The sequence below is a fragment of the Pseudomonas sp. RIT-PI-q genome (assembly GCF_001297125.1).
Lineage (GTDB): Bacteria > Pseudomonadota > Gammaproteobacteria > Pseudomonadales > Pseudomonadaceae > Aquipseudomonas.
Genome location: NZ_LHPC01000021.1, coordinates 226,771 through 248,834, shown reverse-complemented (window position 1 = coordinate 248,834; position 22,064 = coordinate 226,771). Strand labels below are relative to the sequence as shown.

Below are 22,064 nucleotides of genomic sequence, written 5' to 3'. Positions count from 1 at the left end.
AACCGTTTACTCCAGCGCAGAAGCCGGCCCGAAGAACTCATACCGGCTCTGCTTCTCCGGCACACCCAACGCCTTGAGATGACGCTTGATCGCCGCCATGAACCCCTTAGGCCCGAGGAAGTAAGCATCCAGGTCACGCTGCTGCGGCAACCATTCGCCGAGTAGCTCCTGGCTCAGCAGACCGACTTTATCCGCCGCCGGGCTCACGCCATCATCTTCGGCGTAGCAATAGAAGCGCTTGAGTTGCGGGTGACGCTCGGCCAATCCATCGATCCAGTCGCGGAAGGCGTGGACGCTGCCGTTACGTGCGCAGTGAATAAAGTGCACCGGCCGCTCGGTGGCCAGCGCCGCTTCGAGCATGGCCAGGGTCGGAGTGATGCCGACGCCGCCGCTGATCAGTACCAACGGCTTGTCGCTGGCGGTCAGGGTGACCTCGCCCGAGGGTGGGAACAGCTGGATGCTCGAACCGACGTGCAGTTGATTATGCAGGTGGTTGGAGGCGCGGCCACCGGCTTCACGTTTGACGCTGATGCGGTACTGGCCATTGTTGGCCAAGGCCGACAGTGAATAGTTGCGACGGATTTCCTCGTCATCGAGGATCAGTTTCATGCCAATGTACTGGCCGGGCTCTGCCGCCAGAATCGGTCCTTTGTCAGCCGGTTCGAAGTAGAACGAGGTGATTTCCGCGCTTTCTTCCACCTTGGCCGCGACGATGAAGTCCCGCGCACCACGCCAGCCGCCCGGTGCCTGTTCCTTCTGGTCGTAGATGCTGGTTTCGGCACCGATCAGGATCTCGGCCAATTGACCGTAGGCCGCGCCCCAGGCGCTCATCACTTCAGGGGTGGCGATCTCGTCACCCAGCACTTCGGAGATGGCGCGCAGCAAGCAGGCGCCGACAATCGGGTAGTGTTCCGGCAGAATCTGCAGGGCCACGTGCTTGTTGATGATCTTCGCCACCAGGTCGCCCAACTGGTCGAGCTGGTCGATGTGCCGCGCATACATCAATACGCCGTTGGCCAACGCACGCGGCTGATCACCGCTGGCCTGGTGAGCCTGGTTGAACAGCGGGCGGACTTCCGGGTATTCGGAGAGCATCATGCGGTAGAAGTGAGTGATCAACGCTTCGCCACCGCTTTCCAGCAACGGCACGGTGGATTTGACGATTGCACGGTCTTGAACGCTAAGCATAGAGTGACTCCTGAGCTTCTTGGATTACCAAATGACTGCCCCATGCTTATCAGTTTTCGTGCCAATAATTAAATCCATACAAATCAATAGCTTAATAACTCTATAGTCATATCGACCAAGACTGTTTTATAGTCATACCGACTACATGGAGTCACTATGACTGCAAAATCCTTGCTGACCGCCCTGCTCCCGCTGGTCTCGGACCTGTCTCGCGAACTGCCCGAAGGCGAGCGCTATCGGCGCCTGCTCGAAGCCATGCGCGCCCTGCTCCCTTGCGACGCAGCCGCCCTGCTGCGCCTCGATGGCGAATGGCTGGTGCCGCTGGCCGTCGACGGGTTGAGCACCGACACCCTCGGCAGACGTTTCAAGGTCAGCGAACACCCACGCTTTGAAGCCTTGCTCAGCAGTCCCGGCCCGACCCGCTTCGCCGCCGACAGCGACTTGCCCGATCCTTACGACGGGCTGATCGATGGCCTCGACGATCACCTGGAAGTCCACGACTGCATGGGTTGCCCGTTGTTTATCGATGAGCGTCCGTGGGGTTTGGTGACGCTCGACGCACTCGATCCGGAGCGCTTCGAACCGATTGAACTCGACGCCCTGCAAGCCTTCGCCAGCCTCGCTGCGGCCACGGTCAACGCCGCCGAGCGTATCGAACGCCTGGCCAATCGCGCCGAAGACGAACACCAGCGCGCCGAGGTTTACCGTCAGGCCAGCGGCCAGCAGAACCGCGAGATGATCGGCCAGAGCAAGGCCCATAAACGGCTGGTGGAAGAGATCAATCTGGTCGGCGGCAGCGACCTTACCGTGCTGATCACCGGCGAAACCGGGGTCGGCAAGGAACTGGTCGCGCAGGCCATCCACGCGGCCTCACCCCGGGCCGACAAACCGATTATCAGCCTCAACTGCGCCGCGCTGCCCGACACGTTGGTGGAAAGCGAATTGTTCGGTCATGTTCGCGGCGCCTTCACCGGGGCGATGAACGATCGGCGCGGCAAGTTCGAACTGGCGAATGGCGGCACACTTTTTCTTGATGAAGTGGGCGAACTGTCGCTGACGGTGCAGGCCAAATTGCTGCGCGTGTTGCAAAGCGGTCAGCTGCAGCGACTGGGTTCGGATAAAGAACATCAGGTCGACGTGCGCCTGATCGCGGCGACCAACCGCGACCTGGCCGAAGAAGTGCGCAGCGGTCGCTACCGCGCCGACTTCTATCATCGCCTGAGCGTTTACCCGTTGCTGGTGCCGGCATTGCGCGATCGTGGGCGCGATGTGCTGCTGCTCAGCGGCTATTTCCTGGAACAGAACCGCTCACGCATGGGCCTCAACAGCCTGCGCCTGAACAGCGATGCCCAAGCCGCGTTGCTGGCATACGACTGGCCGGGCAATGTGCGCGAGCTGGAACACTTGATCGGCCGCAGCGCCCTGAAAGCGTTGGGTAACTGCAAGGAACGGCCGAAAATCCTCAGCTTGAGTGCAGCGGATCTGGACTTGCCCAGTGGCAGTATTGAAGTCGCCGCCGAACAACCCAGCGCTGCGCCGGTGCCGTTGGTGGCGGGAGATTTGCGTGAAGCGACCGAGAATTATCAGCGCCAACTGATCAGCGCCTGCCTGGAGCGGCACCACGATAACTGGGCGAGTGCCGCCCGCGAGCTAGGCCTGGATCGGGCAAATCTCGGACGGATGGCCAAGCGGCTAGGCATGAAATAACAACCCCCTGTAGCAGCTGCCGAAGGCTGCGTCCGAGGACGCAGTCCTCGCTAAACCATTCACCGCGCTGTATCTGATGCTCCGCGTGCTCAGGGTTTACGACTGCTTCGCAGCCGAACGCTGCCTTCGGCAGCTGCTACACGGGGTCGCGTTGGTCGGCAATACCGGGGAGTTGGCCTAAAGCCTGCCCCCAACAAGTCGATAACCCGGCATCGATAGCTGTTGGCGATCCTCGCGGTTGCCCATCACCTTTTTCCACAGAAGGTTTTTATGTCTTCCAACAAAGCCCGCGCAGACTCACTTTCGCTTCTGCTGTTTACCTTGCGCAGCGGCAAGCTGATGGCGATCAACCTGCTGAAAGTCAGTGAAATCATCCCCTGCCCGCCGCTGACCAAGCTGCCGGAGTCGCACCCTCACGTCAAAGGCATCGCCACTTTGCGCGGTGCGTCGCTGTCGGTGATCGACCTGAGTCGGGCCATCGGCGGGCGGCCGCTGGAAGACCCGAACGGCGGTTGCCTGATCGTCACCGACGTCAGCCGTTCCAAGCAGGGCCTGCATGTTCAGGCGGTGAGCAAGATCGTCCATTGCCTGACCACCGACATCCGTCCGCCGCCCTTTGGCTCCGGCGGCGTGCGGTCGTACATCACCGGAGTGACCTCGGTCGACGGCACGCTGGTGCAGGTGCTGGATATCGAAAAAGTCATCCACGGCATCGCCCCGGCGCAGATCGAAATGGCCCCGACCGAACTCAGCATGGAAGACGCCGAAGTGCTGGGTAACGCACGCATCCTGGTGGTTGACGACAGCCAAACCGCGTTGCAGCAATCGGTGCACACCCTGCGCAACCTCGGCCTGCAATGCCACACCGCCCGCAGCGCCAAGGAAGCGATTGACTGCCTGCTGGACCTGCAAGGCACCGCACAGCAGATCAACCTGATCGTCTCGGACATCGAAATGTCCGAGATGGATGGTTACGCCTTCACCCGCACCCTGCGTGAAACCCCGGACTTCGCGCACCTCTACGTGTTGCTGCACACCTCGCTGGACAGCGCGATGAACAGCGAAAAAGCGCGTCTTGCCGGGGCGAACGCGGTGCTGACCAAGTTCTCCTCGCCGGAGCTGACCAAGTGTTTGATCGAAGCGGCCAAGGCCGTCGCCGAACAAGGTCATTGAGTCTTGACCAGGGACTTTTGCTTTCTGATGCGGCGCAACCTCGCCGAGGCGGTGCCCGCGATCATCTGGCCGCAGGGCATTGTCCTCAGCGAATACCGCCCGGAACTGGCAACCGACGTTCATCGTTTGATGGAGCTGGGCTATGCGCAAGGGGGCGGACGCGTCCCGGCGCTGGACGTCTGGCAACGGCGTTTTGAAACCGACCCCGAATACGATCCGACCCTGTGTTTTATAGCCCTGGATGCAGACGGCATCGTCGGTGTGTGCCAGTGCTGGACCAGCGCCTACATTAAAAGCCTGGTGGTGCATTCACGGGCTCAGGGGCTGGGATTAGGCCGTGCCTTGCTGCTGCATGCTTTCAACGTGTTTGCGCAGCGGCGTGAAGGTTTTGTCGATTTGAAAGTGCTGGAAGATAACCTGCGGGCGCAGCGGTTGTATGAAAGTGCCGGGATGTACGTGGTCCGCAGGGAGCCGGTTCCGGTCTGAGACACCGCATTCGCGGGCAAGCCCGCTCCCACAGGGGCAGCGTGAACCCCAATTTTATGTACACCACCAAACCTTGTGGGAGCGGGCTTGCCCGCGATGGGGCCAGCATAAACACCCACATAACATCAGGCATACTCCCGCTTTGGCCAAAACACCCCAAGGACGCCTGAACCATGAAAGCTGTCACCCTGACCTTCCTCTGCCTCACCGCGCTCGCCACCCAGGCCCATGCCTCCAGCCCCGACGCCTGGGCCGCCTACGACAAAGCCGTACTCGCCAGTTGCACCAAGGCCAGCGGTTTGAAGAACGCCAAACCCGTCGGCAACGCCGCGCAGTTCGATGACCGGGTTGGCTACACCGCATTGCTGCTGCAAGGCCAGTACCCGCAAAAGCACATGAAAGGCCAGCAAGGCACCGAGCTGTGCCTCTATAACAAGAAGGACAAAACCGCCTACGTCACCGAATGGGACTCCATCCGCCCAACCGCCAAGGCCCAATGACCCGCAAAGGGTCTGGCGCATAACTTGCTTCGACAGCGGTCTTTGCGGCGGCATTCTGTCGCCGTTTCGTGCCCTCATAGGCGATAGACCGTTCAATGAATACGACGTTTTCCTGCGTAGGGTGTGGCAAATGCTGCAATGACCATCATGTCTCCCTGACCCTGGCTGAAGCCCGCCTGTGGGCGGCCGACGGTGGTCAGGTGATCGTGTTGGTGGAAGGTTTCCTGGGCAATGGCCTGGGGGTGCCGGTGCAACAACGCGAGCATGCCACACGCCGATCGGCGCTGGTTCAAAGCGGCGCGTCCGAGGCGTATGTCGCCATCACTTTTGCGGCGTACAACGTCGGTCCCTGCCGGAATCTTGACGAAGACAACCTCTGCCGCATCTATGAACGCCGGCCACTGGTGTGCCGTATCTACCCGATGGAAATCAATCCGCAAATTCCACTGAACACCGCCGTGAAGGAATGTCCGCCGGAGTCGTGGGAAAAAGGACCGGAGCTGATTGTAGGTGGTGAGTTGGTGGATCAGGAACTGGCGGGTTTGATCGAGCGCTCGCGTCAAGCGGATCGCGATGACATCCCGTACAAGGATGCGATTTGCGCGTTATTGGGGTTCAGGACGACAGCGTTGAAGGGCGATGGCTTTACCGCTTATCTGCCGGACATGACGGAGTTCGCCACGATCATCGACGAGTTGACCGGGCAGACATTGCCGGAGTGGAGCAGCGAATGGCTGTTTCATGTGTCGGGGGATGACATTGCCGGGCAAGTCGTGGCGGCGGGCGCGCAAGTGGTGGCGGATGAGCCGGTGAACTATGGGTTTATTTCGTTGCGGGCGGTTTGATCCAAAAGATTTGGCGTCAGTGTCGGCCTCATCGCGGGCAAGCCCGCTCCCACAATGATCTTCAGTGAACACAGATTTTGTGTACAGCAATGATCCACTGTGGGAGCGGGCTTGCCCGCGAAGACGGCAGCCGCATCACCGCAACGCTGAAATCCTAGCGCTTACCCATCGAACGACGAGTACCCGGAGGCGCAGCGCCCGGGGTCTTGGTGTGGCCGTTCTTCGCGCCATTCTTGTACCAAGGCTGGCTGGCGTTCTTCGCAGCCGCCAGTTCGCCCGGTTTGAACGGGAACTTGAAGGCGGGGATCGCGGCTTTGGTTTCGCTGTCTGCGCTGGAGTCGACGCTGTCTGGCAGGTCTGCCTGGTCGTCGCTCAAGGCGTCGGCAACCGGCGGTTGTGTCGGGGAAGTCATGAAAGCTCCGGGTGATACACATAAAGTCGGGCCCGGTGAGCGAGCCGCGAAAGGCGGCAGTATAACTGGATGGCGCGCCGCAAGCTTCAAGCTTGCAACCGCCGTTGAGCGGTTGACGTTCGGCTCGCACAAATCCCGTGAAGAATGTTAGCGTGCTTACCATTCACCTTCGCCCGACGAGCCCTCCTCCCATGAAAAAGACCGTCCTCGCCTTCAGCCGCATCACTCCCGAAATGATCGAACGCCTCAAGCAGGACTTCGACGTCATCGTGCCGAATCCGAAAAACGGTGACATCAACGCGCAATTCAACGAAGCCCTGCCCCACGCCCACGGGCTGATCGGGGTGGGCCGCAAACTGGGCCGCGCACAACTGGAAAACGCCGCCAAACTGGAAGTGGTCTCCAGCGTCTCGGTCGGCTACGACAACTACGACGTCGCCTACTTCAACGAACGCGGGATCATGCTGACCAACACCCCCGACGTGCTCACCGAAAGCACCGCCGACCTAGCCTTCGCCTTGTTGATGAGCAGCGCCCGACGCGTAGCCGAACTGGATGCCTGGACCAAGGCTGGCCAATGGCAAGCGACCGTCGGCGCACAGCTGTTCGGTTGCGATGTGCACGGCAAGACCCTGGGCATCGTCGGCATGGGCAATATCGGCGCGGCCATCGCCCGTCGCGGTCGGCTCGGTTTCAACATGCCGATCATCTACAGCGGCAACAGCCGCAAGACCGAACTGGAGCAAGAACTCGGCGCGCAGTTGCGCAGCCTTGATCAACTGCTGGCCGAAGCCGATTTCGTCTGCCTGGTGGTGCCGCTCAGCGAAAAAACCAGACACCTGATCAGCCATCGCGAACTGGCGCTGATGAAGCCGAGCGCGATTCTGGTGAACATCAGCCGTGGTCCGGTGGTGGACGAACCGGCATTGATCGAAGCACTGCAAAACAACCGGATCCGTGGCGCCGGGCTGGATGTCTACGAGAAAGAACCACTGGCCGAGTCGCCGCTGTTCCAGCTGAAAAACGCCGTGACCTTGCCGCACATTGGCTCAGCCACTACTGAAACCCGCGAAGCCATGGCTAATCGTGCCTTGGCCAACTTGCGCAGCGCCTTGTTGGGTGAGCGGCCGCAGGATCTGGTCAACCCGCAGGTGTGGAAAGGCTAATAAATCAACAGATCGCAGCCTTCGGCAGCTCCTACAGGGGAATTCATTCCTGTGTAGGAGTTGCCGCAGGCTGCGATCTTTTGCTCTTAATCAAGCCAACGTGCCATTGCCCTGCACCAGCGGCGCCTTGGGTTTGCGAAACACCAGCACATTCCCCAGCATCACCAGCACCAACCCGACCAGCGCCGGCGCGGTCCATTGATACCCTTCGACAAACGCCGAGACATTCAACGCCACCACCGGAAACAGTACGGTGCAGTAGGCGGCACGCTCAGGCCCCATGCGCCCGACCAGCGTCAGGTACGCGGTGAAGCCGATCACCGAGCCCGGAATGACCAGGTACAGCAGCGACCCGATGTAGCGCGCATTCCACTCGATATCGAACGGAATGCCTTTGACCAGGCACCACACCGAGAGCATCGCCGCACCATACGCCATGCCCCAGGCGTTGGTGGTCAGCGGCTTGAGCCCGGCCTTCTGCTGCAAACTGGAGAGCATGTTGCCCGCCGAAAAGCACAGGGTGCCGAGCAGCGCCAGGGCCAAGCCGAGCAAGGTTTCCGGGCTCGCGGTATGGCCGGCCAGTTCAGGCCAGAACAACAGCCCCAACCCGAACAAGCCCAGCGCGCCGCCCATCAGCACATTGCGGGCGATTTTCTGACCGAAGAACACCCGCGCATTGAGGGCGTTCCACAGGGTGGCAGTGGAGAACACCACGGCGACCAGGCCGCTGGGGATCCACTGGCTGGCGGTCAGGAAGCACATGAAGTTGATGCAGAACAGGCACAAGCCCTGCGCCAGACAGATCAGGTGTCCACGCCGGTTCATCACTTGCAGGCGTCGACTCAGCAGCAACATCACGAACAGCACCAGCGCGGCGAGGCCGAAGCGATAGACGATCGACACCGGGATGGCCACCACGCCCAACTGCCATTTCAGGGCGATCCAGGTGGTGCCCCAGATCAACACGGTCAGCAGGTACAAAGAAAGGTTCATGGCACAGACTCCTGAATAGGCGTTCAGTGTCCTGCGTCGAGCTGCGCAGCACTTGCATAAACTTGCGCTTTTGTCGGGTGGCAGGCTGGCAGGCCAACGTCTACGGAGTAGGATGCAAGGCGTTGGAGAGAACCGATCATGCCCGCACTGGAAACGTTGCAAGTCTTTCAAGCCCTCAACCGCTCGCCCAATGCTCGCCTCGAGCTCAGCGCCGAGCTCGGTGACGGCATGGCTGCAGCCTTGTGGAGCAACCATCACGACGCCCAGGATTACGAAGCGCCGAGCCACCACACCTTGTCCTGCTACATCGCCGGTGGCACCGGAACCTTCCGCCGCGACCAGCCCGGCACCAAGGGCGGCCCGGACAAGCTATGCATTCTGCCGGCCGACCATCAGTCTGGCTGGGTGATCAACGGCGACATTCGCCTGGCCCACCTTTACTTCAGCCCCGAACAATTCGCCCTCGGCTGCGTCACGCTGCTGGACCGCGAGCCGCGTGAACTGCAGTTGCGCGAAAGCACCTTTCTCGACGACCCGCAGCAAGCCCGGCGCTTTCGGCAGATGATCACGCTGAATTGGGAGGAACCGGGCGAACGCGTGCTCACCAGCAGCCTGGCCCATGAAATGCTCAGCCACGCGCTGCTCAGCCAGGTCGGCATGCGCGAGGGATTGCGGCTCAAGGGTGGCTTGGCGGCGCATCAGCGGCGGCAGTTGGTGGAGTTCATCGACAGTCAGTTGGCCGAGGCCATCAGCCTGGGGCAATTGGCGGGGTTGTGCGCGCTGTCGGAATACCACTTTGCGCGGATGTTCAGGGAGAGCTTTGGTTTGCCGCCGCATCAGTATGTGTTGGCGCGGCGACTGAGCCGGGCGCGGGAATTGTTGCGCTCGACGTCACAGCCGTTGGGGGAGATTGCCTTGGCGTGCGGGTTTGCCAGTGCCAGTCACTTTACCAATCGGTTCCGTCAGGCCTTGGGTGGGACGCCTGGGGAGTATCGGCAGGCGTTTTTGCGGTAATCCCGGGATTTTCTTGGCCTGTCAGGCCGCCATCGCGGGCAAGCCCGCTCCCACAGGGTATGTGTCGATCACAAAAGTTGGGTTCGACACTATTCCTGTGGGAGCGGGCTTGCCCGCGATGAACGATGACGCGGTCTACCGTCAGAACTCCAAGGTGCTGGACAACATCACCTGCCGCGAATCCCCCATCGACACAAAGAACCGGCTCGCCGCCGAGGTGTAGTAGGTGCGGTCGAACAGGTTCTTCACGTTGAGCTGAAACTTGACCTTCTGCCCTTCGACCTTGGTGTCATAAGTAGCGAACGCATCGGCCACGGTGTAGCTCGGCAAGTCGAAATCGTTCACGGCGTTACCCGCCCGTTCCCCGACATACCGCGCCCCTGCGCCGACCCGCAACTGGTCGCCGCCGACAATGGTGCCGAAGTCATACACCGCCGACAGCGAGCCGCTGTTCTTCGCCACGTTCTGCAGTTTTTTACCCTTGTAAACCGGGTCTTCGGTGACTTCGGCATCGGTGTAGGCATAGCTGCCGATCAGGCTCCAGCGATCGCTGAGCTGGCCGCTCAGGTCCACTTCCAACCCACGGGAACGCACTTCACCGGCGGCGCTGTAGATCGTCACCGGGCCTTCGGAGTTGGCGACCAGCACGTTGCGTTTCTTGATGTCGAACAGCGCGACGTTACCGGTCACGCGCCCCGGCATATCGAGCTTGGCGCCGACCTCCCAGGACTTGGCTTCCTCCGGCGCAACGCTGCCGTCGAGCACGGTGCTGCTGCCGCTTAATGGCGCGATGGTCGAGTTGGGTTTGAACGATTCGGTGTAGCTGCCGTAGAACGACAACGCGTCGGTGTAGCGATACACCAGGCCGGCGCGGGGCACCCATTTCTGGCCGTTGCTGTCGGTGTTGGCCTGGAACGGCACGCCTTTACCGGCGTACTGGTCGTACGCCTGGAAACGCGCGCCGCCGACCAGAATCCACTGGTCGGTGAGGTGGATCGAATCCTGCAAAAATACCGAGTCGCTGCGCAGCAGGTCGGTCTGCGCGCTGTCCGCCGGGCTGACCGTGGTGCCGGCAACTTCGCGGCCGTAGACCGGGTCGACGTAGCTGAAGTTGCCCCGGCTTTTCTGCCGGATCAGGTCTTCGCGGTAGATCTTGCGGTACTCGTCATCGACACCGAACACCAGGTCATGTTGCATGCCCAGCACATTGACGTTGCCTTCGAGGCTGGCGGTGGTGAAGCGATCAGTACTGATCGCGTTTTGCGTGCCGTCCATGCTCCGTGTCAGCGTGCCTTTAGTGGTGTCGATGGCCGTGACGCGGACCTGGCTGGCGTCGTAGGTTTCACGATTCCAGCTGTAGCCGAAGTGGGCGTTCCAGTTGTCGTTGAGCTCGTGATCGGCCTCGAAGTGATACAGGTCCGAGCGACCTTCCATGTTGTTGAACGGCTCGTCGAGGCGACGCTCACGGGAGATGTCCAGCGGGTGGTTATCACGCGGGTCTATCACCGTGCCGCGGTCGAACGGGGTCAGAAACTCGCGGTGTTCATAGGCGAACAACAGCTTGGTGCTTTCGCCGAACCAGGCCAGCGATGGCGCCACCAGGGTTTCGCGATGGGTGCCGAAGTTGCGCCAGTAATCTTCGTCTTCGTGGTCCAGCACCATGCGGTAAGCGAGGCCGGAAGTGCCGAGTGCACCGGTACTGTCGAGGCCGCCGCCGCTGCCGTTTTTGCCGTCGCCGTAGCTCGAGCCGCGCACGGTCAGGGCGTTGTACTGTTCAAGCTCGGGCTTTTTGCTGACCATGTTGACTACGCCGCCCGGGTCCTGGATGCCGTAAAGCAACGAGGCCGGGCCCTTGAGCACTTCGACCCGGTCAACGCTGGCGTTGAGGCCACGGCCCTGCACGATCGGCATGCCGTCGCGCATGATCGAGCCGTTGCGGTTGTCGCCGAAGCCACGGGTCATCACCGAGTCCTGGGTGCTCGCCAGCGTGTTGCCCTGGGTAATGCCGCTGACGTTGGCCAGGGCGTCATCGAGATTGCGCGGCGCCTGATCGCGAATGACCTGGGCGGCAACGACGTTAACAGTCTGCGGGATTTCCTGGAGCAAGGCCGAAGAGCGCATCACCGAACTGGTGGGAGGCGGCTGATAGCTCATGGATTGATCCATCACCGAGGTGATGGTGGTCGCGCCCAGGTTCAGCGCGCCTTCGGTTGGCAGTGGTTCAAGGACCAGGGTGTGGCCATCGGTACGGCGGAAGGTGAAGCCCGAACCGCCGAGCAAACGCTGCATCGCCTGTTCGGCGCTCATCTGCCCGCTGACGGCCGGCGCATTGAGGCCGTAGGGCGCTTCATCGGTGTAGACCACGCTGATGCCGGTGATCCGGCTGAAGTCGCTCAAGGCCTGGGGCAGCGGTTTGGCGGCCATCGCGAAACTGAACTGCGTGCGCAGCTGGCGAGTGCCGGTTTCAGCGGCCAGCGCTACGCTCAGCGGCAGCAATGCCAGCGCCGAAAAGCTCAATGCAGAAACACCCAACCATTGTTTGACCGAACCCGATTTTGCCCTGGACTTCATTGCTCATGACCTGTGTAGAACCGCTACGGAATGCGAATGACTCGCAGTTTCAGTCACTACACGGATGGCGTCGGGGTTTACCTCATCAAATATTTGAAAATATTTGAAGCAAGATCAAAAGATCGCAGCCTTCGGCAGCTCCTACAGGTGTACGCGTTCCCCTGTAGGAGCTGCCGAAGGCTGCGATCTTTTGACTTTGCCTCAACGCAAAATAATCAAATGCCCCAAAACGTTGTGCTGCTCAAACCCCAGCACGCCTTGCAACGAACTCAACACCGCCTGCGGATCCTTGCTCGGAAAACTGCCACTGACCCGCCGTGCCGCCAGTTCGTCGTTGAGCAACACAATCCGCCCCGGGAAATAACGCCCCAAATCCTGCACCACATCGGCGAGTGTCGCCTTGTAGTAATTGAGCCATCCCTGACGCCACGCCAACTGCGCTTCGCTGTCGACTGCATGGAGCTGTTCTGCCGAGCCACCGCCATAGGCCACTTGCTGGCCAGCCGTGAGGATTTGCTGCTCGGCGTTTTTGTCCGCTGTCACGCCAACCCGTCCGGACAACACCGTGACCTGCGCGCCGTGAGGTTGCAGGCGTACTTCAAACTGCGTGCCCAGCACCCGCGCCTGACCCTTTTCCGCATCAACCACAAACGGCTCGCCGGTGTGGGTCACGCTGAAAAATCCGGCACCACGACGCCCCTGGACATGCCGTTCGCCACGACTGAAATCCACGGCAATCGCGCTGTCGGCATCCAGGGTCACTTGCGACTGATCGGCCAAGGTGACGGTGCGAATCTCCCCCGGCGCCGACCCGTAATCCGCACTAAGGTCATCGATCCAGCGCGTCGGCTGCCAGCCCGCACCGAGGCTGATCATCAGCAACAGACACGCGGCCATCGCCAGCGCACCGGACCATCGACGCACGCTGCTGCGGCGCGAACGATCCATTGCGTTGAGATAACCCTGCAAGGCAAACGCCTCTTCATCGGCCAGGGTGCGTGCCGGCCCTTCGCTCAATTCCCACACCACTTGCGCCTGGGCGTAAGCCTCGGCGTGGGCGGGATCGGCCAGCAGCCATTGACTGAAAGTGGATTGATCACCGCTGCTGGGCTGGTCATGCAACAGGCTCAGCCAGGCAAAAGCCGCCTGTTCCTGAGCGGGCGTCGGTGTGACGCGTTCGAAGTTGTTCACGGTGCTTTCCCTGGCGTGCGCGGTTCGGGTTCTCGAAGGCTGGCCTTGCAGGCTTCGAGGGCGCGCATCATATGTTTTTCCACGGCGCTTTGGGACAGGCCCATGGCCTTGGCGATCTCGGCGTATTTGCGGCCATGGATGCGGTTGAGCAAAAAGATCTGCCGCGTGCGCTCAGGCAACGCGCGCAACGCCGCTTCGACATGACGCAAATCGTTGCCCGCCTCCAGCGCTGCTTGCGGTTCACTGCCCTGGCTGTCCGGCGCCTCCGGCATCCAGCCTTCGTTGACCCGCACCCGCGTGCCTTCACTGCGCAAGTGATCGATGGCGATGTTGCCGGCGCAGCGCAACAAGTAGGTGCTGAGTTCCTCGACTTGCACCAGCGGCCGACGCCAGAAACGTACGAACAAATCCTGCACCAGGTCGGCCGCCGTCGCCCGACAACCGACACGCCGGTTCACCAGCGCTTCCATCTGCGAACGCTGCGACAGGAACACCTGCAGAAAATGCGCACGCGCACCGCGGTGTTCATCGTCATGGGATTCCGGGGGACTGGCGATCATCAGTTCAGCCCTGCACTAACACGGCAACCGGGCTGGCGAGCAGGCTCACGCCAGCCAACCCCAGCGCCAGGCGCGGGCGATACGGCAGCAACAGCACCAGCAACAAAGCACTAAGCATCAACACCGCGAACCATTCCACCAATCCCAGGCCCCAACCGGTCTCCGACACCACCGCCCACAGCGACACGCCCAGCAACAGCCAGCCACCGAGTTTCAGCCATTGGCGACGACGGGCCGATGGTTTACTGCCAAGCAGGTCGGTGTGATGCCGATCCATCGATAAACACAGCGCGGTGAAACCGCCATAGCAGAGCATCAGGGCCAGGAGCATTCAGTTGATTCCTCGCTCAAGCGTGATCGGTTGAGCACGCTTGCGAACAACGGTATCGGCCTTTGCCGAACGCTGCATTTTCCACGCTGCCCAAGCGAGAAACAGCCCGCTGCCCAGGCACGCAAGATCAAAACCGGCCAAAGCGTAATCGCCCTGCGCCAGGGTGACGCCCAAGTGATACGGCGTGCTCAGGGCGTTCAACAACGGCACCACGCAAAACAACAGGGCCGCCAGCGCCAACTGCTCGACCCACGCCGCGCGGCCACGGCGGACCATGGCATGCAACAGGCTGAAGCCCCAGACCATAAAGAAGCTGTTCACTTCCCACTCCGCTCGCCCGGCCATCTCGACCGGCAACAAGCGGTTGGCCCAGAAGAACGCAGCTACTGCGATCACCAGCCCGGACATGCTGGCGATGTTCAGCACTTCCACCAGGCGCAACTCGAACGGCATCACGCCACTCTTGGCATGTTTGAGCTGACGCTTGCCGAGCCAGATCACCAACCCGGTGCCGATCATCGCCGTGCTCGCCAGACCGCAAATAAAGTACAACCAGCGCAACACCGGACCGGCGAAATGCCCCATGTGCAAACCATAGAAACTCCCGGCAATCGCCACTGGCAGTGCTTGCTTCGGGGTCGTGCCGAGCAGTTGGCCGGTCACGCCGTTGAACGTCACCGCGCTGCCAAAGTCGTGGACCACACGGTCGCTGCCGTCACGTGCCAGCACGACAGAGGCATTTGCGTCGCCCGGATTGTTCACCGTCAACCGCCCTACTCGCCCACCGGACCATTGTTCGCGAGCCTTTTCCAGCAGCAGTGCCAAAGGCGCCAACTGCGCGGGTTTGCCAGCGACTTCCGGTGTATTGGACGCCGGAAAGACCTCGGCGTAAAACTGGCTGGCATCCCCTTTATACGAGGCCAGAATGCTCGCTGGCATGACCATCGCCATGAAAATCACCAGGCTGCTGTAGGTGATCATCAGGTGAAACGGCAACACCAGAACGCCCACCGCGTTGTGCCCATCCAGCCAAGAGCGCTGGCCCTTGCGCGGGCGGAAGGTGAAGAAGTCCTTGAAGATTTTCTTGTGGGTGATGATCCCGGTGATCAGACCGATGAACATCACCATGGCGGCGATCGTCGACAACCAGCGGCCCCACGGATAAGGCATTTGCAGCTGGAAATGGAAGCGATAAAAGAAGTCGCCGCCCATCGTCTCGCGGCCCTGCACTTCGGCGCCGGTTTGCGGGTCGAGGAGTTTTTCCGTGAAGCGGCCGCGTTCACCGCGCTTGGCCGGCGACTGTTGCCAGCGCACTGACAGGCCAGGTTCCCGAGCGTTCGGCAACTCGATGAGCCAACGCGAGGCGCCGGCGGCGTGCTGCTGAAGATAATCCTGCGCCAGGGTCAAACTGGCTTCGGAGGACACCGAACGTGCGGGAATTTCCGGCTGCATCCAGTGGCTGATCTCATCGTTGAAATAGGCCAGTGTGCCGGTCAGGAAAATCGCAAACAGCAGCCAGCCGAAGATCAAACCGGCCCAGGTGTGCAGCCAGGCCATGGCCTGGCGAAAGCCCTCTTTCATGAGTGGCCCATCCAGTACGCCAGCCCCGAAACGGCCGCCAACACCAGGCTCGGCACGATCAAACCGATCCAGGCCTGCCACGCGTTGCGACAGGCAAAGCACCAGAGCACCGCCACCAGATAGACCAGAAACGAGCTCATCATCCCGGTCACGACGGCTTCGGCGCGAGCCATGGGCAGCCACATCGTCAGGCTGACGCTGGCCAGCGCCGAAACGAGATAACCGCCCAGCACGGCGGCGAGCACCCGCGAGGTGACCGCCAATCGGTAGGAAACGGGAAGCGAGGTGGTTTTGCCTTTCATGTTTCGACCTTGAAACCGGGTGAGGCCGCGCGCACGTCACGGAGCCAACAAGGGCTCAATATTAATGATAAATATTCTCATACGCAAAAGGCTCCGACGATATCGCCAATACCGCCGATTGCCGGATGCCGTTACACACCACTACAATGCGAACAATTCTTGTTCTCTAACGCATTCGAATGCGCTCGGAGTGGGTTCTGTTGCAGCCAGCCAATACCGTCGAAGTCCTCTATCACGCCCATCACAACTGGCTCACCGGTTGGCTGCGGCGCAAGCTCGGCTGCCCTGACAGCGCCGCGGATTTGGCCCAGGACACCTTCATGCGGGTGCTGACTGCGCGGGAAACCCCGCAGATCATCGAGCCACGCGCCTTCCTCACGACCATCGCGAAACGGGTGTTGTTCAACTATTACCGCCGTCAGGACCTGGAGCGCGCTTACCTCGATGCGTTGGCGCAGATGCCGGAGAGGGTTGCGCCGTCGGAGGAAGAACGGGCGATCATCCTGCAAACCCTGATGGAACTCGATCAGTTGCTCGATGGCCTGCCACGGCTGGTGAAGCGCGCGTTTTTACTGGCGCAGGTCGATGGCCTGACTTATCCACAGATCGCCGCCGAGCTGGGCATTTCCATCGCCACGGTCAAGCGGCACCTGAACAAAGCGGCAATGCGCTGCTATTTCGCGCTATGAACGGTTCGCCGGACTTTTCCTCCCAGGTCGCCGAACAGGCGGTGCATTGGCTGATGGAAATGCAGCAAGGGCCATTGACCCCGCGCCAGCAACACGCCTGGCAGCAATGGCACGATGCACACAGTGAGCATCAACGGGCGTGGGAGCATATCCAGCGGGTCAATCAGCGCTTGCGCGGCTTGTCTTCGCCCTTGGCTCACGCCACCCTCAACGCGCCGAAATCCGCCGGCCGTCGTCAGGCGTTGAAGCTGCTGCTGATTCTCGGTGCCGGCTCGGCGGTCACCTGGGGCATGCGCGAGCACACGCCACTGCCGGCGTTGCTGGCCGATTACCGCAGCCCCATCGGCCAGCGCCGCAAAGTAGCGTTGGGCGATGGCAACCAGTTGCAGCTCAACACTGCCAGCGCGGTGGATGTGCGCGTTGAAAGTCAGCCACGGCTGATCCGTTTGCTCGAAGGCGAAATGTTGCTCACCGCCGCCAAAGCGTTTCAAGTTCGCACCGCCCAAGGCCTGTTGCGGGCCCAAGGCGCGCGCCTGAACGTGCGGCAGTTTTCCGATCACACCCAAGTCGCGGTGTTCGAGGGCAGCGTCGAGTTGACGCCCGATGGTGGTTCACCGCTGAGGCTGCAAAGCGCCCAGCAGTTGAGCTTTGGCGCGCGCGGTGTCGGCAAACCGCTGCCCTTGGACGCGAACAGCGGTGCCTGGGCGGAGGGCATGCTGGTGGCGGCGCACATGCGCCTTGGGGATTTCCTCGATGAACTCGGTCGCTATCGTCGCGGGCAACTTCATTGCGATGCGAAGGTGGCTGATCTGCTGATCTCCGGGACGTATCCACTGGACGACAGCGAACGGATTCTCGACCTGCTGGAAATCAGTTTGCCGGTGAAGGTGAAGCGCTTTACGCGGTATTGGGTGACGGTCGAGGCGAAGGTTTAACAGCCAGATCAAAAGATCGCAGCCTCCGGCAGCGCCTACAGGTGTACGCCGATCCATGTAGGAGCTGCCGAAGGCTGCGATCTTTTGATCTTGAAAATAAATGAGCCGTTTTTCAGATCTGGCGTGACAGAGAAGGAAAGCCACCTTGATTCCACCTTCTCAGGATCGTCCTTCATGCCCCCCCCCCGCCTCACCCCGCTGGCCCGAACCCTGCGCCAACTCTTGCTGGGCGCCAGCCTGAGTTTCGCTGCCGTGTCGCTGGCATACGCCGCTGACGCCAAGTCGTACCACATCGCGCCGTCCTCGCTGGAAAGCGCCCTCAACCAGTTCGGCCGTGAGGCGGGTGTGCTGATTTCCTTTGGCTCGCAAGTCACCAGCGGTATGCAGAGTCGTGGCCTGGAAGGCAACTACACCGCGGAACAAGGCTTGAACGCCTTGCTCAAAGGCTCCGGCCTGCAAGCCCGCGCCGAGGGCAACAACGCCTTCAGCCTGCAACCGGCGAGCGATGCCGCGCTGGAACTGGACACCTCCAAAGTCGTCGGCGACTGGCTCAGCGATGCGGCAGCCATCAACGTCTTCGAACACCCCGGCGCGCGCGACGTGATCCGCCGTGAAGAGTTCGAACGTCAAGGCGCGACCCAGGCCAGGGACGTGCTCAACCGCATCCCCGGCGTGAATGCTCCGGACAACAACGGCACCGGCAGCCATGACATGGCGCTGAACTTCGGTATTCGCGGGCTCAACCCGCGGCTGGCGTCGCGATCGACGGTGCTGATGGACGGCATTCCGGTGCCGTTTGCGCCTTACGGCCAGCCGCAGTTGTCGTTCGCCCCGGTGAGCATGGGCAACATGGATGCCGTCGACGTGGTGCGCGGCGGCGGCGCAGTACGCTACGGCCCGCAGAACGTCGGCGGCGTGGTCAACTTCGTGACCCGGGCGATTCCCGATGAGCCGACGGTCAAGGGTGGCTTCCAGACCGAAACCAGCCCGTCCTCCAGCCACGACGGTTTCAAAACCACCGGCAACCTGCTGGCCGGCGGCACTGCCGAGAATGGCCTGGGCGGCGCGTTGCTGTATTCCGGCACGCGTGGTGGCGACTGGCGCGAACACAGCGACACCGAAATCGACGACCTGATTCTCAAGGGCAAATACCAGCTCGACGACGCCAACAGTTTCAACGCCATGGCCCAGTATTACGAAGGCAAGGCCGATATGCCCGGTGGTCTGAACGTCGCCGATTACGATGCCGACCCGTACCAATCGACCCGCCCTAAGGATCAGTTCTGGGGTCGACGGACGATGTTCAACTTCGGCTATCGCTATCAGGAAGATCGCCGCGAATTCACCGCCAATACCTTCTTCACCAAAACCCTGCGCAGTGGCTATCTGGATCAGGGCACCTTCCTCTCGCTGTCGCCTCGCGAGTATTGGGTGCGTGGCCTGGAGACCCGATTTGCCCAGGGCTTCGACCTCGGGCCGACCAGCCATGAAGTCGGCGTCGGCTATCGCTACATCAACGAGGCCGGCCACGAACTGCGCTACCGCACGCCGATCGCCAGCAACGAGTACCCGACCACCAGCAGCCGCAACGACCGCGACACCCGAGGCGGCACCGAAGCCAATGCGTTCTTCGTCGATGACCGGATCGACATTGGCAAATGGACGCTCACGCCAGGTATCCGCTACGAAATGATTGACTCGCAACAGACCAACAACCTGACGAACGAGAAGTACAAGGGCGACTACAACACCGCGCTGCCGGCGTTGAATGTGCTTTATCACCTGACCGACAGCTGGAACCTTTACGCCAACACCGAAGGCTCTTTCGGCAGCGTGCAATACAGTCAGATGCCCAACCGGGTGACCAGCGGTGAAGTCAAACCGGAGAAGGCTCGCACCTGGGAGCTGGGCACCCGTTACGACAACGGTGCGTTGAGAGCGGAAATCGGTGCGTTCCTGATCAACTTCGACAACCAGTACGAAAGTAATCAGACCAACGACTCGGTGATCGCCCGTGGCGAAACACACCATCAAGGCATCGAAACCAGCGTCAACTACGCACTCGATGACCTGAGCCCCTCGTTGGCGGGTTTTGATGTCTATGCCACTTACGCCTATGTGGACGCGACCATCCGCGAAGACGGGCCGAACAAAGGCAATCGTGTGCCGTTCTCCTCGAAACACAAAGGCACGCTGGGCGTCGGTTATACCGAAGGCGCCTGGAAGTTGAATCTCGACAGCAGCTACCAGAGCGACCAGTTTGCCGACAACGCCAACACCTCGGCCGAAAGCGTCGACGGCAGCACGGGCAAGATTGCGGGGTACATGTTGTTCAGCAGCCGGGCCGCCTATGACTTTGGCCCGCAGTTATCGGATTTGAATGTGGCGGTGGGGGTGAAGAACATCTTCAACACCCAATACTTCACACGGTCGTTCGATGACAACAACAAGGGCAAGTATGTGGGGGAACCACGGACGGTTTATGTGCAGACGTCTGTGGCGTTCTGATCGAACGCCCTATAGAGACGTAACACTCCATGTAGCAGCTGGCGAAGCCTGCGTTCGGCTGCGCAGCAGTCGTCAAGTCAGACGGTGCGGTGATTCAGGATGATCGCGCACTCAGGTTTTACGACTGCTTCGCAGCCGAACGCAGCCTTCGGCAGCTGCTACAAAGAAGCGCATTGCGGCGGAGTTGAATGAACGCACAAACAAAAACGGGCCTGCAATTGCAGACCCGTTTGTCAGTGGAAAGGTAAAAATCAAATCAGGCTTCAGCCGTTTTGCGCAGCCTGTTCGTTCTCGAGAAACTCTTCTTCCAAGAGCACATCTGCGTGAGCCCCCCTCTCGAACGGCACCACAGCGGCGCGTGGTTTGCCCCGCAGTTTGCCAAACAGGTGATCCAACGCATGCTCAAGTTTGGTGGCTGCCCCGTCGATCGCCAGTTCCAGGGAGTCAGCTTTATGGGTGACAGAAATCGGTTGGTGGCCTTTTGGCCGCGCTTCCAGCTGGCAGCGCATGTCGTGCGGTCCGGGCTTGTCGCCGTTTTCGTCCCGCAGGTGAACCTCGACGCGGGTCAGGTCCTCTTCATAACGTTCGAGCGTGCTCTCAATGGTAGTACGTACCCACTCCTCCAGTCGGATGCTGCTTTGAATATGGTTATCGCTGTTGACTTGGATTTGCATAGTTCATCCCTTATTTCAGCTAGCTCGCTAGAGGCCCTTCGGCTAGCCCTTGGGCGTCATCACCGTGACCTCTTACTTACACAATCGGTCTGTGCGCAGAACATTTCAACCCCTAAAAAAAGATAAATATGGATTCGCAAAAAAAGCCGGACAACCGGTAAAAGCGCTGTTAAGGTCGGGAGTTGGGTCGCCTCGCTTCTTTGTCATAATTACTCACATCTGCTGCTCCGCCAGCGGGTGCAAACTGCGAAAATTCCCCGCCTCCTCTACCAGCCAGTCATGCACCGCGCGCACGCCCGGATGGCTCAGCGCCCCTGGGGCATAAAGCAGCATGTAGCGCTTGTGATTGGGCACCGCCAGGCCAAACGGCACGATCAACGTCCCCCGCTCCAGCTCATCGTTGAGCAACGTTCGCCGCGCAATCGCCACGCCCATCCCGGCAATCGCCGCTTCGATGGTCAGGTGGTTGCGATTGAAGGTATGCCCGCGCCGCACGTCCGCGCCTTCGAAGCCGATGGCATTGAGGTAGAACTCCCATTCCGCATACTCATAACTGCCACGCCAGGCAGTGATGTCGTGCAGCAACGGAAAATGCACCAGGTCCGCCGGGCCGTGCAGAGGCGGACGCCCGCGCAACAGGCTTGGGGCACAGACCGGAAAAATCTGCTCGTCGAGCAAGGCTGTGGATAACAAGCCGGGATAACTGCCGTCGTTCAGGTCGATGGCCAGATCGAAATCGCCCTCGTGCAAGGGTACGCTGCTGTCCTCGGCCACCAGACGCAGCTGAATGTCCGGAAAACGCTGTTGCAACCGTGGCAAACGCGGAGTCAGCCACTTGCCCAGGAACGATGGAATCGAACGCAAGCGTAGCGTCCCGCTGATCATTCCCGCGTCCAGTCGTCGCAATTCTGCGTCGATGCTGCCGTAAGCCTCGTTCACGGTGATGGCCAGTCGCTGGCCTTCGGCGCTCAATTCAACACCCCGAGCGCGACGATGAAACAGGCGAAAACCCAACCGTTCTTCCAGTTGCCGAATCTGCTGACTGACTGCACCCGGCGTGATGTGCAGCTCTTCGGCGCAACGGGTGAACGACAAGTGCCGCGCGGCACAGGAAAACACGTGCAGCCAGACGTAGGTCTGGGCGTGCAATTGACGACTCATCGTTTAGTCCTGCTAAAGGCTGTCTTAGGAAGTTTCGTTGGTCACGTAGGACCGAGACGGGCAGTATCGCCGACATT

At 60.9% G+C, this 22,064-nt stretch carries 21 protein-coding genes; 10 read left to right on the top strand and 11 right to left on the bottom strand.

Annotated elements, in window-relative coordinates; all coding sequences use genetic code 11:
- Nucleotides 1-6: 6 nt before the first annotated feature.
- On the bottom strand, nucleotides 7-1,188 hold the full coding sequence (gene hmpA, locus AEQ67_RS07935; RefSeq protein ID WP_059403330.1) for an NO-inducible flavohemoprotein: 1,182 nt from the start codon (nucleotides 1,186-1,188) through the stop codon (nucleotides 7-9).
- Between the two features lie 156 nt (nucleotides 1,189-1,344).
- Between hmpA and norR the strand changes: the two genes are divergently transcribed.
- From norR to AEQ67_RS07910, 5 genes are all read left to right on the top strand, one after another.
- Complete coding sequence (gene norR, locus AEQ67_RS07930; RefSeq protein WP_059403329.1) at nucleotides 1,345-2,895, top strand: nitric oxide reductase transcriptional regulator NorR; 1,551 nt, start codon at nucleotides 1,345-1,347, stop codon at nucleotides 2,893-2,895.
- A gap of 270 nt (nucleotides 2,896-3,165) precedes the next feature.
- A complete protein-coding gene (locus AEQ67_RS07925) occupies nucleotides 3,166-4,068 on the top strand; it encodes a chemotaxis protein CheV (RefSeq protein WP_059403328.1) in 903 nt (300 codons plus the stop codon).
- Nucleotides 4,069-4,095: 27 nt separating this feature from the next.
- Complete coding sequence (locus AEQ67_RS07920; RefSeq protein ID WP_059403327.1) at nucleotides 4,096-4,554, top strand: GNAT family N-acetyltransferase; 459 nt, start codon at nucleotides 4,096-4,098, stop codon at nucleotides 4,552-4,554.
- 173 nt (nucleotides 4,555-4,727) lie between these two features.
- Nucleotides 4,728-5,054: a hypothetical protein gene (locus AEQ67_RS07915; protein ID WP_059403326.1), complete on the top strand. Its 327-nt coding sequence runs from the start codon at nucleotides 4,728-4,730 to the stop codon at nucleotides 5,052-5,054.
- A gap of 95 nt (nucleotides 5,055-5,149) precedes the next feature.
- Nucleotides 5,150-5,899, top strand: coding sequence for a YkgJ family cysteine cluster protein (locus tag AEQ67_RS07910; RefSeq protein WP_059403325.1), 750 nt, complete (start codon nucleotides 5,150-5,152; stop codon nucleotides 5,897-5,899).
- A gap of 154 nt (nucleotides 5,900-6,053) precedes the next feature.
- On the opposite strand, the gene AEQ67_RS07905 is transcribed toward AEQ67_RS07910, so the two are convergent.
- Nucleotides 6,054-6,311: a hypothetical protein gene (locus AEQ67_RS07905; protein ID WP_007905458.1), complete on the bottom strand. Its 258-nt coding sequence runs from the start codon at nucleotides 6,309-6,311 to the stop codon at nucleotides 6,054-6,056.
- Between the two features lie 191 nt (nucleotides 6,312-6,502).
- Between AEQ67_RS07905 and AEQ67_RS07900 the strand changes: the two genes are divergently transcribed.
- Nucleotides 6,503-7,477, top strand: a complete 975-nt coding sequence (locus tag AEQ67_RS07900) for a 2-hydroxyacid dehydrogenase (RefSeq protein WP_059403324.1) — start codon at nucleotides 6,503-6,505, stop codon at nucleotides 7,475-7,477.
- 90 nt (nucleotides 7,478-7,567) lie between these two features.
- Here AEQ67_RS07900 and AEQ67_RS07895 read toward each other — a convergent pair whose 3' ends face one another.
- Nucleotides 7,568-8,470 carry a DMT family transporter gene (locus AEQ67_RS07895; RefSeq protein ID WP_059403323.1) on the bottom strand — a complete coding sequence of 301 codons (903 nt, stop codon included), beginning with the start codon at nucleotides 8,468-8,470 and terminating at the stop codon, nucleotides 7,568-7,570.
- 138 nt (nucleotides 8,471-8,608) lie between these two features.
- Between AEQ67_RS07895 and AEQ67_RS07890 the strand changes: the two genes are divergently transcribed.
- Complete coding sequence (locus AEQ67_RS07890) at nucleotides 8,609-9,484, top strand: helix-turn-helix domain-containing protein (protein ID WP_059403322.1); 876 nt, start codon at nucleotides 8,609-8,611, stop codon at nucleotides 9,482-9,484.
- 141 nt (nucleotides 9,485-9,625) lie between these two features.
- On the opposite strand, the gene AEQ67_RS07885 is transcribed toward AEQ67_RS07890, so the two are convergent.
- From AEQ67_RS07885 to AEQ67_RS07860, 6 genes are all read right to left on the bottom strand, one after another.
- Nucleotides 9,626-12,055, bottom strand: a complete 2,430-nt coding sequence (locus tag AEQ67_RS07885) for a TonB-dependent siderophore receptor (RefSeq protein ID WP_059403321.1) — start codon at nucleotides 12,053-12,055, stop codon at nucleotides 9,626-9,628.
- A gap of 201 nt (nucleotides 12,056-12,256) precedes the next feature.
- The gene (locus AEQ67_RS07880) at nucleotides 12,257-13,246 is read right to left on the bottom strand and encodes a FecR family protein (protein ID WP_059403320.1); all 990 of its coding nucleotides are present in this window, start codon (nucleotides 13,244-13,246) and stop codon (nucleotides 12,257-12,259) included.
- Complete coding sequence (locus tag AEQ67_RS07875) at nucleotides 13,243-13,806, bottom strand: RNA polymerase sigma factor (protein ID WP_152974809.1); 564 nt, start codon at nucleotides 13,804-13,806, stop codon at nucleotides 13,243-13,245. Before AEQ67_RS07875 ends, AEQ67_RS07880 begins: the two co-directional genes overlap by 4 nt.
- Nucleotides 13,807-13,810: 4 nt before the next feature.
- Entirely contained in the window at nucleotides 13,811-14,137 is a 327-nt protein-coding gene (locus AEQ67_RS07870) for a DUF3325 domain-containing protein (protein ID WP_059403318.1), read from the bottom strand.
- Entirely contained in the window at nucleotides 14,138-15,718 is a 1,581-nt protein-coding gene (locus AEQ67_RS07865; RefSeq protein WP_059403317.1) for a PepSY-associated TM helix domain-containing protein, read from the bottom strand.
- Nucleotides 15,715-16,020 carry a DUF3649 domain-containing protein gene (locus AEQ67_RS07860; RefSeq protein WP_059403316.1) on the bottom strand — a complete coding sequence of 102 codons (306 nt, stop codon included), beginning with the start codon at nucleotides 16,018-16,020 and terminating at the stop codon, nucleotides 15,715-15,717. The genes AEQ67_RS07865 and AEQ67_RS07860 overlap by 4 nt, the downstream gene beginning before the upstream one ends.
- Nucleotides 16,021-16,220: 200 nt before the next feature.
- Here AEQ67_RS07860 and AEQ67_RS07855 point away from each other — a divergent pair, with 200 nt between their 5' ends.
- The 3 genes from AEQ67_RS07855 to fecA all read left to right on the top strand — a co-directional run bounded on the left by AEQ67_RS07855 (nucleotide 16,221) and on the right by fecA (nucleotide 20,152).
- On the top strand, nucleotides 16,221-16,709 hold the full coding sequence (locus AEQ67_RS07855) for a sigma-70 family RNA polymerase sigma factor (protein WP_152974808.1): 489 nt from the start codon (nucleotides 16,221-16,223) through the stop codon (nucleotides 16,707-16,709).
- Nucleotides 16,706-17,644, top strand: coding sequence for a FecR domain-containing protein (locus AEQ67_RS07850; RefSeq protein WP_059403314.1), 939 nt, complete (start codon nucleotides 16,706-16,708; stop codon nucleotides 17,642-17,644). The genes AEQ67_RS07855 and AEQ67_RS07850 overlap by 4 nt, the downstream gene beginning before the upstream one ends.
- A gap of 174 nt (nucleotides 17,645-17,818) precedes the next feature.
- Nucleotides 17,819-20,152, top strand: coding sequence for a TonB-dependent Fe(3+) dicitrate receptor FecA (gene fecA / locus AEQ67_RS07845; RefSeq protein ID WP_059403313.1), 2,334 nt, complete (start codon nucleotides 17,819-17,821; stop codon nucleotides 20,150-20,152).
- Nucleotides 20,153-20,415: 263 nt separating this feature from the next.
- Here fecA and AEQ67_RS07840 read toward each other — a convergent pair whose 3' ends face one another.
- Entirely contained in the window at nucleotides 20,416-20,826 is a 411-nt protein-coding gene (locus AEQ67_RS07840) for an HPF/RaiA family ribosome-associated protein (protein WP_059403312.1), read from the bottom strand.
- A 213-nt stretch (nucleotides 20,827-21,039) separates the two neighbouring features.
- Nucleotides 21,040-21,987 (bottom strand): LysR substrate-binding domain-containing protein, encoded by a 948-nt coding sequence (locus tag AEQ67_RS07835; RefSeq protein ID WP_059403311.1) that lies wholly within the window; start codon nucleotides 21,985-21,987, stop codon nucleotides 21,040-21,042.
- Nucleotides 21,988-22,064: the final 77 nt, after the last annotated feature.

Excerpts from the sequence above, each read along its gene's own strand:
- hmpA (WP_059403330.1), bottom strand. The coding sequence starts at position 1,188 with ATGCTTAGCGTTCAAGACCGTGCAATCGTCAAATCCACCGTGCCGTTG.
- norR (WP_059403329.1), top strand. The coding sequence starts at position 1,345 with ATGACTGCAAAATCCTTGCTGACCGCCCTGCTCCCGCTGGTCTCGGAC.
- AEQ67_RS07925 (WP_059403328.1), top strand. The coding sequence starts at position 3,166 with ATGTCTTCCAACAAAGCCCGCGCAGACTCACTTTCGCTTCTGCTGTTT.
- AEQ67_RS07920 (WP_059403327.1), top strand. The coding sequence starts at position 4,096 with ATGCGGCGCAACCTCGCCGAGGCGGTGCCCGCGATCATCTGGCCGCAG.
- AEQ67_RS07915 (WP_059403326.1), top strand. The coding sequence starts at position 4,728 with ATGAAAGCTGTCACCCTGACCTTCCTCTGCCTCACCGCGCTCGCCACC.
- AEQ67_RS07910 (WP_059403325.1), top strand. The coding sequence starts at position 5,150 with ATGAATACGACGTTTTCCTGCGTAGGGTGTGGCAAATGCTGCAATGAC.
- AEQ67_RS07905 (WP_007905458.1), bottom strand. The coding sequence starts at position 6,311 with ATGACTTCCCCGACACAACCGCCGGTTGCCGACGCCTTGAGCGACGAC.
- AEQ67_RS07900 (WP_059403324.1), top strand. The coding sequence starts at position 6,503 with ATGAAAAAGACCGTCCTCGCCTTCAGCCGCATCACTCCCGAAATGATC.
- AEQ67_RS07895 (WP_059403323.1), bottom strand. The coding sequence starts at position 8,470 with ATGAACCTTTCTTTGTACCTGCTGACCGTGTTGATCTGGGGCACCACC.
- AEQ67_RS07890 (WP_059403322.1), top strand. The coding sequence starts at position 8,609 with ATGCCCGCACTGGAAACGTTGCAAGTCTTTCAAGCCCTCAACCGCTCG.
- AEQ67_RS07885 (WP_059403321.1), bottom strand. The coding sequence starts at position 12,055 with ATGAAGTCCAGGGCAAAATCGGGTTCGGTCAAACAATGGTTGGGTGTT.
- AEQ67_RS07875 (WP_152974809.1), bottom strand. The coding sequence starts at position 13,806 with ATGATCGCCAGTCCCCCGGAATCCCATGACGATGAACACCGCGGTGCG.
- AEQ67_RS07870 (WP_059403318.1), bottom strand. The coding sequence starts at position 14,137 with ATGCTCCTGGCCCTGATGCTCTGCTATGGCGGTTTCACCGCGCTGTGT.
- AEQ67_RS07865 (WP_059403317.1), bottom strand. The coding sequence starts at position 15,718 with ATGAAAGAGGGCTTTCGCCAGGCCATGGCCTGGCTGCACACCTGGGCC.
- AEQ67_RS07860 (WP_059403316.1), bottom strand. The coding sequence starts at position 16,020 with ATGAAAGGCAAAACCACCTCGCTTCCCGTTTCCTACCGATTGGCGGTC.
- AEQ67_RS07850 (WP_059403314.1), top strand. The coding sequence starts at position 16,706 with ATGAACGGTTCGCCGGACTTTTCCTCCCAGGTCGCCGAACAGGCGGTG.
- fecA (WP_059403313.1), top strand. The coding sequence starts at position 17,819 with ATGCCCCCCCCCCGCCTCACCCCGCTGGCCCGAACCCTGCGCCAACTC.
- AEQ67_RS07840 (WP_059403312.1), bottom strand. The coding sequence starts at position 20,826 with ATGCAAATCCAAGTCAACAGCGATAACCATATTCAAAGCAGCATCCGA.
- AEQ67_RS07835 (WP_059403311.1), bottom strand. The coding sequence starts at position 21,987 with ATGAGTCGTCAATTGCACGCCCAGACCTACGTCTGGCTGCACGTGTTT.